Below are 13,627 nucleotides of genomic sequence, written 5' to 3' on the forward strand. Positions count from 1 at the left end.
CTATCCACCCTCTATGGTCAAGCTGCTTGACTAATCCGTCAAGGGTGTTTCATTGCCTCTGTGTACAACTCCGAAGCCATGGCCCTGTCCGCCGCCCTGCTCGCCGCAGCCGGCGACCTGACGCAACGCATCAATGACGGGGTCGTGGCCCGCGGTTTCACGGACATCCGGCCCGCCCACGGTTTCGCCTTCGCGCGGCTCGCCCCGGACGGCGCCACCGTCACCGATCTCGCCGCGCACCTCGGGGTGACCAAGCAGGCCGCCAGCCAGCTGGTGGACGAGATCGTACGCAAGGGCTACGCCGAGCGGCGGCCGCATCCCGAGGATGCGCGGGCCCGGCTGATCGTGCTGACCGAGCAGGGGTGGGCCTGTACTCGCGCGGCGGAGGCGGCGGCTGCCGAGGTCGTGGGGGCGTGGGCCGAACTGCTGGGCGAGGGTGAAGTGCGCGCGTTGGGGGACCGTTTGGCGCGCATCGCCCCCTATGGTCCGATCAGGCCCGCCTGGTAAGTCCGGTGACTGAACATCAGTGATGCGCAGGTGGCAAGAGCGCCTCCGGATGTTACCCGCAGTTTTTACCGACGCGTAACTTCACATCCGTACTACTCGCCCGTAACTTGACGAGTGAACAGCATCCACGTGATCCGGATCACTGGGTTGAGCCGCCCCACCTCCCTTGAGCCGCAAGGAGATCACTCGATGCTGCCCTGGAAGCGACTCTTCAGACCGCTTGCCGCGCTGCTGCTGACCGCCGCCGTCGCCGCCGTACCCGCCGCCACCGCGCACGCCGCCGACGCGGCCCCGAGCAAGGGCTGGAACGACTGGTCCTGCCAGCCCTCCGCCGCACACCCCCGTCCGGTCGTGCTCGTCCACGGCACGCTGGGCAACTCCTGGGACAACTGGCTGTCCCTCGCCCCGTACCTGGAGAGCCGCGGATACTGCGTCTACTCCTTCGACTACGGCCAACTGCCCGGCGTCCCCGTCTTCTACGGCCTCGGCCCCATCGACAAGTCGGCGCAGCAGCTGTCCGACTTCGTCGACAAGGTGCTCGCCGCGACCGGAGCCCCCAAGGCGGACCTGGTCGGCCACTCGCAGGGCGGCATGATGCCCCGCTACTACCTGAAGTTCCTCGGCGGGGCCGCCAAGGTGAACGCTCTCGTCGGCCTCGCCCCCGACAACCACGGCGCCACCCTCAGCGGTCTGACCAACCTCCTGCCGTACTTCCCCGGTGCGGGAGACCTGATCAAGGCCACCACCCCCGGCCTCGCCGACCAGATCCCCGGCTCCGACTTCCTCACCAAGCTCAACGCGGGCGGCGACACCGTCCCCGGAGTGCACTACACGGTCATCGCCACCAAGTACGACGAGGTGGCCACGCCCTGGCAGAGCCAGTACCTGAACGGCCCGGACGTCCACAACGTCCTGCTCCAGGACCTGTGTCCGCTCGACCTGACCGAGCACGTGGCGATCGGCACGATCGACCGCATCGCCTTCCACGAGGTGGCCAACGCGCTCGACCCGGCGGGCGCCTCCGCCACCACCTGCGCGTCGGTCTTCAGCTGACCTCGGGACTACTCGCGCCCGGGGCCTGTCCGGCCTGAGCCGCCGGACAGGCCCCGCGGCCGAATCCCTTGGGGTGAGACGAAGGTAGCCCCCAGGAACCGTGAAATCCCCTGCTTATGGCCGGCTTAAGGGAGTGCTGAGGCTGCGCTCAGGTAGGTACCGTGCGCGGCATGACAGACGACCTGATCCGCCCGGCCGGCCCCGCCGACGTACCGGCCGTGAAGTCCGTGACCGACGCGGCGTACCACCACTACATCGAGCGCATCGGTGTGGTGCCGCAGCCCATGGAGGCGGACCACACGGTGAACGTGGCCGCGGAGAAGGTGTTCGTCACGGGCGAGCCGGTGACCGGGCTCGTCGTCATCGAGGCCCACGACGACCACCTGTTCCTCGACAGCATCGCCGTCCACCCCGACGCGCACGGCCAGGGGGTGGGACGGCGGCTGCTGCACTTCGTGGACGTACGCGCGCGGGAGCTGGGGCTCGGCGAGATCAGGCTCTACACCAACGCGCTGATGTGGGAGAACCAGAAGATCTATCCGCGGTACGGCTACGAGGTCGTGGAACGCCGCGTCGACGGCCCCTACGACCGCATCCACTACCGCAAGCGGCTGGGCTGAGGGGCGCGGCGGAGGCGTCAGCCGTCCGGCCACCAGGTGCGTGCGATGTCACCCCGCACCTCGGGGCGTCCCGTGGGACGTTCTTCCGCCGCCTCGCGGGTCTCGCGGATCCGGCGGCTGTCGGTCTTCTTCAGGGGCTTCTGCACGGTCATCCGGCGCATGGCTGCCTCCTTCAGTGCCTACCCGAGATCCGGACGGTCACGGAGGTAGACCCTTTCGGCGAGGGTTCCTCATCGATGCCGGATTGTCAGTGGCGGGTGTCACTCTTCGGACATGACGAGCGAGACGACGTCGTGCTCGTCCGGCATGTGCTGTGGACGCTGCCCGCCCCCGACCCCGCCCGCGCCCTGCGGCACTGGCGGGAGGCCCGGGCCGGTGCCGGGATCAGGGCAGCAGCTTCTCGAAGTCGCCGCCCAGGGCCAGCGCCTCCAGTTCGTCGAGGGCGGCCATGGCAGCGGACGCGGCCTCCGGGTCCGACTCCGCCAGCCCGCTCGCGGCGAACTCGTCCTCGTCCAGGCGTCGTACGTCCCTGCCGTCGGCCGAGCGCCACAGGTCCAGGTCGAGGTCCTCCACCACCAGCTCCGCGCCGGAGAGGACCGCGGGCCGGGTGATGTCGCAGTACCAGCCCTTGACCGAGCCGTCCGCCGCGCGCACCTCCTTCACGGAGTACCAGCGGTCCCGCCAGTAGTGCTCGGTGAACACATCGCCCGGCTCGAAGCGCACGAAGCCGAAGTCCCGGACGCCCTCGCCCGCCCAGGGAGCCCGGACCGACACGCGGGTACCGTCGTCGTCGATCAGCTGCGCGGCGTAACGGATCTTCGTACGGCCGGCCTTGACCAGGACGACCTCCACCTCGACCGGCGTCTCAGCCGAGTTCGCGGACATAGCGCACCTCCGTCGCACAGATCTCGTATCCGAGCCACTTGTTGATCGCGATCATGGGGCCGTTCCCGGTGTCGTTGCCCGTGAACGCCTCGGTGACACCGGCGGCGCGGGCCCGGTACAGGGAGTGGATCTTGGCGAGCTTGGCCAGGCCACGGCCCCGGTAGGCGCGGGCGGTGCCGGTCATCGCGGACGCGTAGTGGCCGAGGCCGTCCGTGTACGCCACGCTGAACGCGACCGGGCGGCCGTCGACGACCGCGGCCATGGTCAGCTCCCGGTTCAGCAGCGGGTGCTTCCAGCTCTCCTCGACCCAGGTGTCGTAGTCAGTGAACTCGATCGCGACGTCGCCCGGTTCGTCCGACACCGTCTCCGCGTCCAGCTCGAACAGCGGCCGGGGGTCGTCCGCGAAGTCGGCCGCGGTGCGCAGTTCGACGCCGGGAGGGACGTCCGGCAGCGGGGGCAGGGTGCCGTTCTCCAGGTCCAGCCGGAGGAAGTGGGCGGAACGGCTGCTCGTGTAGCCGTGCCGCTCGGCGAAGGCGCGGTTGGCCGGCTCGTCGAGGACCCAGCTGAACAGCTTGGTGGCTCCCTGCGCGGCCAGGTACTCCTCGGCGGCCTTCACCAGGAGCCGGCCCGCGCCGCGGTGGGTGCGGTCCGGGCGCACGTACACGTTCACGTAGCCCTGCCCCGGCTCGGGGCTGTCGTAGGCCAGGTGCACCTGTGCCGTGCCGATCACCTCGCCGTCCTCCTCCGCAAGGAGCGGACGGAAGCGGGCGTCGGGGTGCATGTGGGTGGCGTTGTGGCGGACCGAGTCCGGGGTGGTCAGGATGAACGGCAGGGCGAGCCGACGGACCTGGGTGAAACCCTCGGTCTCGGCTGTGACGTCAGGGCGCAGAGCGCGCACGATCACGGTCATGTGCAGGCACCGTACGCAGCGAGCCGTCAGGGTGCCTCCCATTTTCCGTCTCCCGCTTTCCGTCTCTCGGTTTTCCGGCGGGTGCGGGACAATCGGCCTGTGAGCCTGAAGATCCACATCGATGACAGCGCGCCGCCGTACGAGCAGGTGCGGGCGCAGATTTCCGAGCTGGCGCGGAGCGGGGCGCTGCCGGTGGGGTACCGGCTGCCGACCGTGCGGGGGCTGGCCGAGTCGCTGGGTCTCGCGGTGAACACCGTGGCCAAGGCATACCGGGCGCTGGAGACGGACGGGGTGATCGAGACGCGGGGCCGCAACGGAACGTTCGTGGCTGCCGCCGGCTCGGCCGCGGAGCGGGAGGCTGCTGCTGCTGCGCAGGCCTATGTGGAGCGGGTGCGGCGACTTGGGCTGGACGAGAAGGATGCGCTGGCCGCTGTGCGGGATGCGCTGCGGGCCGCTTATGGGGAGGGCTGAGCGAATCAGCGGTGTACGGCGGGCTCCGGAATGCGTGTCACCGTCAGACCCGCCCTCCCCGCCGTCCTCCCGAACGTCACCGCGTCCGCCACCGCCGCCCCGCCGGGGTCGTTGTTGAAGTACGCGTACACGTCGTGCTTGTCGGACCAGGTGGTCGCGATGCGGTCCACCCACGTCTCCAGGGACCGGCGGCCGTAGCGGGGCCACGGGGTGGCGCGGCCCTCGTGGAAGCGGACGTAGCCCCAGTCGGTGGTGCGCCAGAGCGGGGTGACCGGGTGGGCCTGGACGTCAGCCCAGCACAGGGCCGCTCCCCGGGACGCCAGGACGTCGCGCACCTCCGGCGTCCACCAGGAGTCGTGGCGGGGTTCCACCGCGACCCTCGTACCGGACGGGAAGCAGGCCAGGCAGGCGTCCAGCAGGGGCGGGTCCACGCGCAACGTGGGCGGGAGCTGGAGGAGGACCGGGCCCAGGCGGTCGCCCAGGCCGGCCGCGTGGGTCATCAGGCGGTGGACCGGTTCCGCGGGGTCCTTCAGGCGCTTGATGTGGGTCAGAAAGCGGCTGGCCTTGACCGCGACCACGAAGTCCTCGGGCACACGGTCCCGCCACGCCTCGAAGTTCTCCCGCGTCGGCAGCCGGTAGAACGCGTTGTTGATCTCCACCGTGGCGAAGCGGGCCGCGTACTCCTCCAGCCACAGCCGGGTCGGACGGTCGGCCGGGTACAGGACGCCCCGCCAGTCCTTGTACTGCCACCCCGACGTGCCGACGAACAGGGGCATACCTCTATCAAAGCACCCGAGCGGCAGTCCTACAGGTACAGCCCCGCGTCCGCCCCCTCCCGCGCGCCCGGCACCGACGTCGGCGCCGTGCCCCGGCGCAGGGCGTACAGCTCGGCCAGCGTCGCCCCCTCCCGGCCGATGCCCTCCTCGGTGCCGAGCCAGTTCGCCGCCTCGCGGCGGGTCAGCGGGCCCACCTCGATACGGGCCAGACAGCGGCCGGGGCGGACGACGGCCGGGTGCAGCCGCTCCAGGTCCTCGTTGGTCGTGACGCCGACCAGGACGTTGCGGCCCTGGCCGAGCAGGCCGTCGGTGAGGTTGAGCAGCCGGGACAGGGCCTGGCCCGCGGTGTGCCGGGCCTCGCCGCGGATCAGCTCGTCGCAGTCCTCCAGCAGGAGCAGACGCCAGCGGCCCTTGCCGGCCGCATCCTCCTCGCCGATCGCGATGTCCATCAGATAGCCGACGTCGGAGAAGAGCCGCTCGGGGTCGAGGACGCAGTCCACCTGGCACCAGTCCCGCCAGGAGCGGGCCAGCGTGCGCAGCGCGGAGGTCTTGCCGGTGCCGGGCGGGCCGTGCAGCAGGAGCAGCCGGCCGGCGATGTCCTCCGGGGTCGTCTTCATCAGGCGGTCCATCGCATCCGCCACCGGAGCCGTGTAGTTGGGGCGGATCTCGTCCCAGGTGCCCGCGGAGATCTGCCGGGTGGTGCGGTACGGGCCGCGCCTCGGGGAGACGTACCAGAAGCCCATCGACACGTTCTCCGGCTGCGGTTCGGGCTCGTCCGCCGCGCCGTCCGTGGCCTGGTCGAGGACCTGCTTCGCCAGTTCGGCGGTCGTCGCGGTGACCGTGACGTCCGCGCCCCGGTTCCAGCGCGAGACCAGCAGGGTCCAGCCGTCACCCTCGGCGAGGGTCGCGCTGCGGTCGTCGTCGCGGGCGATGCGCAGCACGCGGGCGCCGTCCGGCAGCAGGGTCGCGGCGGAGCGCACGCGGTCGATGTTCGCCGCGTGCGAGTACGGTTGCTCGCCCGTCGCGAAGCGGCCGAGGAACAGCGCGTCGACGACGTCGGACGGCGAGTCGGAGTCGTCGACGTTGAGCCGGATCGGCAGAGCGTCGTGTGGGTTCGCAGACATGCCGCCATGATCGGGCACAGGTGCGCCGCGTGCACGGCATTTCCGCACCTTGTTCCGGGTGTTCCCGAGTCCTGCCCGCTCCCCGCAACCCGTCCCGCCCTCAGGGCTGAAGGCCTGTCAACTTGAATGACATGAACATGTAACAGTCTGGGTGGAAACGTCTCGGGTCGAGCCGGTTGAGATCGCAACAGTTTTGGCATGAACACTTCCACTCAACACGCGTAGCTGCTACCAAAGTTGCGGCAGAGATCCTGCTATAGGGAGGCACCATGAGACGTTTCCGACTTACCGGATTAGTTACTTCGCTCCTCCTTGCCGCCGGCCTCGGCCTCTCCGGGGCCGCCACCGCACAGGCGACAACGGCCGCGACCGGCGGCTACGTTGCACTCGGCGACTCCTACTCCTCGGGAGTCGGAGCGGGCAGCTACATCAGCTCCAGCGGCAGCTGCGACCGCAGCACCAACGCGTACCCCTACCTGTGGAACGCGGCCCACTCCCCGGCCTCGTTCGCCTTCAACGCCTGCTCGGGCGCCAAGACGGACGACGTGATGGCCAACCAGCTCGGCTCGCTGAACTCCTCCACCTCACTGGTGTCCATCACGATCGGCGGCAACGACGCCGGGTTCTCCAACGTCATGACGGACTGTGTGCTCGGGTCGGACAGCGACTGCCTGTCCGACGTCGCCACCGCCGAGGCGTACGTCGACTCGACGCTCCCCGGCAAGCTCGACACCGTCTACAACGCCATCAGGTCCAAGGCCCCCAACGCCCGCGTGGTCGTGATCGGCTACCCCCGCCTCTACCTGACCGGCCAGATCTGCGTCGGCCTCTCGGACACCAAGCGCACCGCGATCAACAGCGCGGCCGACTACATCGACAACGCCATCCAGAAGCGTGCCCTGGCCCACAGCTTCGTCTGGGGTGACGTCCGTCCCGCGTTCTCCGCCCACGAGATCTGCTCCGGCGACTCCTGGCTGCACAGTCTCAACTGGCTGGACATCGGCGTGTCGTACCACCCGACCGCGGCCGGACACTCCGGCGGCTACCTCCCGGTCTTCACCAACAATGCCTGACCCGTCAGGGAGTTGGACCGGATGAAACGGAGGCCCCGCCGGACGGCGGGGCCTCCGTCGCCGTTGCGGTGCCCGTCGTGCAGGTCACCGAGAGCGGCACCGCATCGGACGTCGTCCGCACCGGACTGCGCACCTCCACACTGACCGCGTTCTCGACCGTCCCGCCGTCCTCGTACGCCGTCACGATCAGCTGTTCCTGCCGGGTCGACGCGCCGCCCGCCGGGAACGACAGCGTCTTCCATCCCGGGTCGGAGACCGAGCCGTGGTCCAGCACCCACCGGTACTCCACCTGCGCGGGCACCTGCCCCACCGTGAATGTCGCCGTGAACGCGGGCGCCTGGGCGTCCGGCGGCGGACAGGTCCCGGAGTACGCGGTGTGCGCGCCGGTCAGCGTCACCCGCACGGACGGGGCGGCGGGCCGACTGCTCTCCGAGGTGCCGGCGTGCGGCGATGACGGCGTCGTACTCGACGAAGCCGAACTGCCACCCGCTGCCGATGAGTTCGCACCGGCAGCCGGCGAGCTGCCGCCACTGGCCGCATGGTCACTGCCGTTGCCGTGGTGGAGCAGCGCGTACGCCAGCCCCGCCAGCGCGAGGAAGACCGCGAGCACCCCCGCGATCAGCACCATGCCGGCCCGGCGTTCACGCCGAGGCTCGTCGGGCCCGTACGGCGGCTCCGTGGGCGCCCCGGACCGCAGCGGCAACGGCGGTGTGGAGTACGGCTGTTGTGGCGGGGCCATGACCGTCGGCGCGGTGTACGGCGAGGAGGTGTACGGCGCGGGGTCCGCCCGGGGAGCGCCGCCCGCGGCGACCAGCCGCAGTTCCCGCTCGGCCCGCTCGGCGGAGAGCCGCCCGGCGGGATCCTTGCGCAGCAGCCCCGCGATGACACCGGCCAGCGGCCCGGCCCGGCGCGGCGGCGGCAACTCGTCCTCCACCACCGCGCGCAGGGTGCTGATCGGGGTGTCATGGCGGAACGGCGAGCCGCCCTCGACGGCCGCGTACAGCAGCACCCCGAGCGACCAGAGGTCCGACTCCGGGCCCGGTGTACGCCCCAACGCCCGCTCGGGCGCGAGGAATTCCGGCGAGCCGACCACCTCGCCGGTCATGGTCAGCGCGGAGCTGCCCTCCACGGAGGCGATACCGAAGTCGGTCAGGACCACCCGGCCGTCGTTGGCCAGCAGCACATTGGCCGGCTTCACGTCCCGGTGCAGCACCCCGGCGGCGTGCGCGGCGCGCAGCGCGGCCAGCACCTCGGCACCGATGTACGCGGCCCGCTGCGGGGACAGCGGACCCTCCGCCGCCAACTGGTCCGCCAGCGACAGTCCGCGCACCAGCTCCATCACGATCCACGGGCGGCCCGCCTCCGCCGCCACGTCGTACACCGTGACCCCATTGCGGTGTGCGACCCGGGCCGCGGCCCACGCCTCGCGCTCCAGACGGGCATACAGCCGCTCCACCTCCGAGGCCGGCAGCCCGGCCGGGGCCCGCACCTCCTTGACGGCCACCTCGCGGTGCAGCACCTCGTCACGGGCCCGCCACACAGTCCCCATGCCGCCCTCGCCCAGCGCGGACAGCAGGCGGTAGCGGCCCGCGATCACACGTTCACGGCCCGGTTCCTCGGACACGGGCGCCCCCCAAGGCATCTCGCGTGATTTCTCCACAAAAGTAGCTCAGCCGAGGGCGGATGCGGCCCCCCTGAGCACCAATCCGGCACCCAGGGCCAGCACGGTCAGCGCGGAGGCGAGCGGCGCGGTCCGGCGGAGCAGCGCGACCGGCCGGTGAGCGGTCAGGCGTGGGCGCCGCTCCAGCATCCGGGTCACCTTCGACCCCAGCCGGACCACGGCGAACCCGGCCGCCGTCAGCGTCAGCGCCAGCCCCACCCCGTACGCCACGACGAGCAGCAGCCCGAACCAGGCCTGCCCGAGCGCCGTGGCACCGACCAGTACGACCACGGCCGACGGGCTGGGCACCAGCCCGCCCGCGAACCCGAGCAGGATCGTGCCGCGCAGGGAGGGGACGGCGGGGTGGGTGTGGGTGTGCCCGCCGTGGGTGTGTCCGCCATGGGTGTGGCTGCCATGAGTGTGCTCCGCGGCGTGGTGGTGTTCGTGCGCGTGTTCGTGCGCGCGGTTGCGCCAGGCCCGGCGTACGAGGTGGGCGCCCGTCGCGAGGACCAGGGCGCCGCTCGCGAGCCCCAGCCAGCCGATCACCGACGGCGTGGCGGCGGACCCGGCGGTGACGAGCAGGCCGAGGGTGACGACGCCGAGGGTGTGGGTCACCGTGACGGAGGCGGCGAGCGGCAGTACGTCCCGGGGCCGGGCCCTGCCGCCACGGGCCGCCGCGGTCGCCGCCATCAGCGTCTTGCCGTGGCCCGGCGCCAGGGCGTGCAGCGCGCCGAGGCCCACCGCGACGAGCAGGGCGAGGGCGGCGAAACCCAGGGTGAGGTCACGCCGGGCGACCAGGTCGTCCAGGGCCCGCGTCCAGCGGTCGGCGCCCCGGGGCAGCACGGAGGCGGCCGGGGCGTCCTGCTGCCGCGCGGCGAGGGCGGGACCGCCGGGGCGGATGCGCAGCGACGCGGTGGAGCTGTCGGCCGGGGACGACAGCAAGTCTCTGGGGTAGGAGGTGAGTTCGCGGGAGACGGATGTCTTCGGTACGTCCGACGCGGTGAGCGTCATCCGGTCCCCGCGCGCGGTGATCTCCCGCCAGCCGGGTCCCGACCAGGTCACCGCGCTGTGGAAGCCGAGGGCGAGCGAGCGGCCCCTGGGGAGCGCAGCGGTCGAACGGCACTCCACGCGCAGGGTGTTGAGGCCCGCCTGGCCGGGGCGCAGGGCGGCCCGGCTGCCGCGCACCGTGAGCGGGGCAGCGCGCCCGTCGACGGTCACCTCGCTGCGCCGCGCGGCCTGTGTGCACCGCCGCCGGGCCCACTCGGCGATCCCCAGCCGCTCGATGTCCGGCCTGGCCTGCGTCGCCGGGATCTCGGCGAGGTCCTCGACATGGTCGACGCGGAGGGTGCCGGGGGCGGCGACGAGGCCGTCGTACCGGTTGACGGTGAAGTTCCCGAGGGGATGCGCGCTCGCGGTGCCGGCGGGAAGGAGCGCGAGGACACCCACGGCGGCGAGCACGAACACGAGCCGCAGCCTCACCGCGCGCCTCCCAGCGCCCTGCGGGCCTCGGCGGCGCCCAGCGGGGAGAAGCCGGGGTTCAGCCGCAGGGCCGCCGCCAGCCAGGCGCGGCCGTCCGCCCGGTGGCCCGTGGCCAGCTCGATCATGCCGCGGTGGTAGCGGAAGGACGCGTTGCGGTAGCCGGTGGCCGTGGCCCGGCGCGCGTACGCAAGGGCCTCCCGGTCGCGGCCGTTGACGTGCAGTGCCCAGGCGAGGGCGTCCGCGGTGTGCACGGTGTGACGCCGGGCCCACTCGGCGCGGGCCGCGTGCAGCGCGGTCGCCCGGTCGCCGTGGTCGGCGGCGGCCAGCGCGGTGTCGAGGTCGACGTCGACGCCGTTGGCGCGGGCCAGAGCGGTCCAGGCGGCCACCAGGGCGTACTGCTCGCGGGCCCTGGCCCGGTCGCCCGCCGCGCCGCGCGCCTCGTACAGCTCGCCGAGTTCCACGAGCGGGCCGGGCAGCGGATAGCGGGCCACCACGGCCTCCATGCCCTTGACGGCCTCGGCCCGCCGCCCGCTCGCCGCCTGGGCGCGGGCCCGGCCTTCGAGCGCCGGGACATAGCCGTCGTCGGCGGCCAGGGCGCGGGAGTAGTAGCCGAGCGCGGTCCCGTATTCGCCCTGGGTCCAGGCGAGTTGGCCGAGCTGGGTGGCGACGTACGCCGTGTCTCCGTGCGAAGTCGCGGCGGACAGGGCCTGCTTGAGCACGCGCCGAGCCGTCGCCACGTCGCCGCGAAGCTCGCGCACGTACGCGTACCGCGTGAACACGGGGACCCCGGGCCTGCGCGCGTCGGCGGTCCCGGCGGCCTTCGACGCCTCGTCGTAGCGGCCGAGTTCGACCAGGGCGTCGATACGGGAGGACAGTGCGCGCTCGCTGTACGGGTTCCGCTTCAGGGCCCGGTCGGCGTAGGTCAGGGCGCCCCGGAAGTCGTGCCGGGCGGCGGCGAGGGCGGCCCGGCCCGCCAGCGCCTGGTCGTTGTCCGGGGTCAGCGTCAGGGACCGCCGCAACGCCTTCTCCGCCTGGGGGTACCGGGACGGGTCACCCTTGGTCCGCGCCTGCTCGACGTAGGCCAGGCCGAGCGTGGCCCAGCCGCCGGAGTCCCTCGGCTGGGCACGGAGATGCGTCTGCAGCGCGGCGATACCGGCGTCCAGGTCGCCGCCGCTCAGCAGCGCGGGATCGACGGCACCGGAGGCGGTCACCGCGGCTGCGGGCGCCGCGTCCCGCGCGGCCCCGACGGCGATGGCCCCGCCCGTCAGCGCCACGGCCAACAGTACTGCTGTGCTGGCGAGTTGAAGACGGCGCCACCGTCGCCCGCCGGTCTCCTCGTCTCTCGTACGCGGTGCCATGCCTGCTCCTGGATCGCCTGGTGGTGGTCGGAAGGGGGAATGGCGCGGCCCGCCGTGGGGGAGTGGGTACGGGCCGCGCCGGTCGGTGGGGTGGGGGGTCAGTACGGGCGGTGCATGCGCCGGCGCCACCAGGCGAAGGCAGTGCCGATCAGCAGGATTCCGGCCGCGCCGGAGGCCGCCGAGCCCGCGATCAGCACGGTGTCGCTCGTACCGCCCGAGGACGTCCCGGCCGCCGGCCGCAACGCGTCACCGAGCTGGCTGCGCACGTCCGTACCCGAGGTCGTGCCCTTGGCGAGCGGGCCGCGCGAGCCGGAGGTGGGCTCGGCGACGTACGGGAAGTACTTCTCGAACTTCTTGTCGTTCTGGTCCACCGCGTCGCCCAAGTCGTTCTTGGAACCGACCAGTTCGCCTTCGACGACCTGCAGGGCCTCGTCCACCACGTCGTCGGTGAGCCGGCGGCCGTTCGGGAAGCCCGCGTTGTCGCCGTCCAGCACCCCGAGCCGCTTCGGATGCATGCTCGGTTTGATCGAGGTGTTGAGGCGCAACTCCTCCGAAGGACGCACGTTCGGGGGCTGGTTGAGGCCCTTGACGCCCTTGAGGAAGACGTCGACCAGGTCGTTGCGGGGCTCCGCGGGCGCCTTGATCTTGTAGATGGACTCGATCAGCTTCGGCAGTTCGGGGTTGGTGACGTTCTTCAGGAACTGCCCGTCGTACCAGGGCTGCGACGCGTTGAACCGGTCCTTGTCCTGCTGCGGGTTGACCACCTCGTTGACCAGCGGGTTGCCGAGGCGCGAGACCTGCGAGTAGTACCCCTGCGCGTTCCGGCGCTGGGTGGTGGACCAGATGCCCACGACGGGCTGCCCGGACGACTCGCGGATCAGGTCGTTCGGGACCTGGAGGGCGATGGTGTTGACGTTGTAGCCCTTGAGCGTGTCCCGGCCGACCTCGGTGAGGTTGCCGCCGTACAGCAGGTCGAAGACCCGCAGGTCCAGGAAGAAGGGGTCGTCCGCCTGCCCGGCGAAGGTGGTGGCCCCGCCGGCCGTCCGGTACACGGCCTGCGCGCGCAGCTTGCCGTAGTCCGGCATGGACGCCTTGCCCACGTTGGACGGCGCCACCGGCACGTCGTCGGCGAGCTTGGTCTTCGACACCACGTGCTGGTTCTTCAGCCGGATCAGGTCGAGGTCGTACGTCTGCGTGACGTTGAGGTCGGGGTCGGCCAGGCTGGTGACCGGGCCGGTGTTGTACAGGACGGTCTTCCCGTTCTTGGTGTGCGTGCTGAAGGTGTAGCGGAAGAGCAACTCGCCCTGCGCGTCACCGTTGTTGTCGATGTGGATGTCGTACTGCGCGTCGTCCGCGAACGTGTAGAAGTTGGGGCCGCCCGCGGGCTCCTCGAACGGGATCCAGTCGGCCACGATGGTGGTCGTGTCCGGCTTGTCCGGGCTGACGAACGCGTACAGGTCCGTGTTGTCGTACTGCGGGGTCCCCGAGATCAGCGGGGCCTCCCGGTGCGAGGAGGCGGAGGCCGCCCCGGGTTCCAGCGTGGCGACGCCGGCGGCTGCGAGCCCCCCGGCGGCCAGCGCACCGCACAGGAGCGGGACCAGTGCCTTGCGTCCCGCGCCGCTCCTGGACAGGAGCCTGGAGAAGAGAGGTGTCATGCCGTCCGTCCTCAGTGCCAACTTGCCTGACGCCCGGGGATTCGGAGCCGGCGCGG

Annotated in this window: 14 protein-coding genes; 5 read left to right on the plus strand and 9 right to left on the minus strand. The window is 71.8% G+C overall.

The genetic code is table 11. The annotated features are described in order from the left end of the window. Positions 1-60 precede the first annotated feature (60 nt). The 3 genes from ACWD3E_RS20920 to ACWD3E_RS20930 all read left to right on the plus strand — a co-directional run bounded on the left by ACWD3E_RS20920 (position 61) and on the right by ACWD3E_RS20930 (position 2,180). A complete protein-coding gene (locus tag ACWD3E_RS20920; protein ID WP_451389040.1) occupies positions 61-507 on the plus strand; it encodes a MarR family winged helix-turn-helix transcriptional regulator in 447 nt (148 codons plus the stop codon). A 189-nt stretch (positions 508-696) separates the two neighbouring features. Further along, a complete protein-coding gene (locus tag ACWD3E_RS20925; RefSeq protein WP_451389041.1) occupies positions 697-1,560 on the plus strand; it encodes an esterase/lipase family protein in 864 nt (287 codons plus the stop codon). A gap of 170 nt (positions 1,561-1,730) precedes the next feature. Beyond that, on the plus strand, positions 1,731-2,180 hold the full coding sequence (locus ACWD3E_RS20930; protein WP_451389042.1) for a GNAT family N-acetyltransferase: 450 nt from the start codon (positions 1,731-1,733) through the stop codon (positions 2,178-2,180). Positions 2,181-2,197: 17 nt separating this feature from the next. Here ACWD3E_RS20930 and ACWD3E_RS20935 read toward each other — a convergent pair whose 3' ends face one another. From ACWD3E_RS20935 to ACWD3E_RS20945, 3 genes are all read right to left on the minus strand, one after another. Beyond that, a complete protein-coding gene (locus tag ACWD3E_RS20935) occupies positions 2,198-2,341 on the minus strand; it encodes a hypothetical protein (protein ID WP_451349647.1) in 144 nt (47 codons plus the stop codon). 223 nt (positions 2,342-2,564) lie between these two features. After that, complete coding sequence (locus tag ACWD3E_RS20940) at positions 2,565-3,065, minus strand: DUF402 domain-containing protein (RefSeq protein ID WP_451389043.1); 501 nt, start codon at positions 3,063-3,065, stop codon at positions 2,565-2,567. Further along, complete coding sequence (locus tag ACWD3E_RS20945; protein WP_451389044.1) at positions 3,046-3,975, minus strand: GNAT family N-acetyltransferase; 930 nt, start codon at positions 3,973-3,975, stop codon at positions 3,046-3,048. The genes ACWD3E_RS20940 and ACWD3E_RS20945 overlap by 20 nt, the downstream gene beginning before the upstream one ends. A 99-nt stretch (positions 3,976-4,074) precedes the next feature. Here ACWD3E_RS20945 and ACWD3E_RS20950 point away from each other — a divergent pair, with 99 nt between their 5' ends. After that, positions 4,075-4,446, plus strand: coding sequence for a GntR family transcriptional regulator (locus ACWD3E_RS20950; protein WP_451389045.1), 372 nt, complete (start codon positions 4,075-4,077; stop codon positions 4,444-4,446). Positions 4,447-4,451: 5 nt separating this feature from the next. Here ACWD3E_RS20950 and ACWD3E_RS20955 read toward each other — a convergent pair whose 3' ends face one another. Beyond that, positions 4,452-5,222: a DUF72 domain-containing protein gene (locus ACWD3E_RS20955; RefSeq protein ID WP_451389046.1), complete on the minus strand. Its 771-nt coding sequence runs from the start codon at positions 5,220-5,222 to the stop codon at positions 4,452-4,454. Between the two features lie 29 nt (positions 5,223-5,251). After that, the gene (locus tag ACWD3E_RS20960) at positions 5,252-6,346 is read right to left on the minus strand and encodes a DUF5925 domain-containing protein (protein ID WP_451389047.1); all 1,095 of its coding nucleotides are present in this window, start codon (positions 6,344-6,346) and stop codon (positions 5,252-5,254) included. A gap of 269 nt (positions 6,347-6,615) precedes the next feature. Between ACWD3E_RS20960 and ACWD3E_RS20965 the strand changes: the two genes are divergently transcribed. Further along, positions 6,616-7,419, plus strand: coding sequence for an SGNH/GDSL hydrolase family protein (locus tag ACWD3E_RS20965; protein WP_451389048.1), 804 nt, complete (start codon positions 6,616-6,618; stop codon positions 7,417-7,419). A gap of 4 nt (positions 7,420-7,423) precedes the next feature. Here the strand turns inward: ACWD3E_RS20965 and ACWD3E_RS20970 are convergent, their stop codons facing one another. From ACWD3E_RS20970 to ACWD3E_RS20985, 4 genes are all read right to left on the minus strand, one after another. Beyond that, positions 7,424-9,061 (minus strand): serine/threonine-protein kinase, encoded by a 1,638-nt coding sequence (locus tag ACWD3E_RS20970; RefSeq protein WP_451389049.1) that lies wholly within the window; start codon positions 9,059-9,061, stop codon positions 7,424-7,426. 27 nt (positions 9,062-9,088) lie between these two features. Further along, positions 9,089-10,558 (minus strand): nickel transporter, encoded by a 1,470-nt coding sequence (locus ACWD3E_RS20975; RefSeq protein WP_451389050.1) that lies wholly within the window; start codon positions 10,556-10,558, stop codon positions 9,089-9,091. Then, positions 10,555-11,916, minus strand: coding sequence for a tetratricopeptide repeat protein (locus ACWD3E_RS20980; RefSeq protein WP_451389051.1), 1,362 nt, complete (start codon positions 11,914-11,916; stop codon positions 10,555-10,557). Before ACWD3E_RS20980 ends, ACWD3E_RS20975 begins: the two co-directional genes overlap by 4 nt. Before the next feature lie 98 nt (positions 11,917-12,014). Next, on the minus strand, positions 12,015-13,571 hold the full coding sequence (locus ACWD3E_RS20985) for a DUF4331 domain-containing protein (protein ID WP_451389052.1): 1,557 nt from the start codon (positions 13,569-13,571) through the stop codon (positions 12,015-12,017). Positions 13,572-13,627 lie beyond the last annotated feature (56 nt).

Source organism: Streptomyces sp. NPDC002676 (assembly GCF_053592455.1).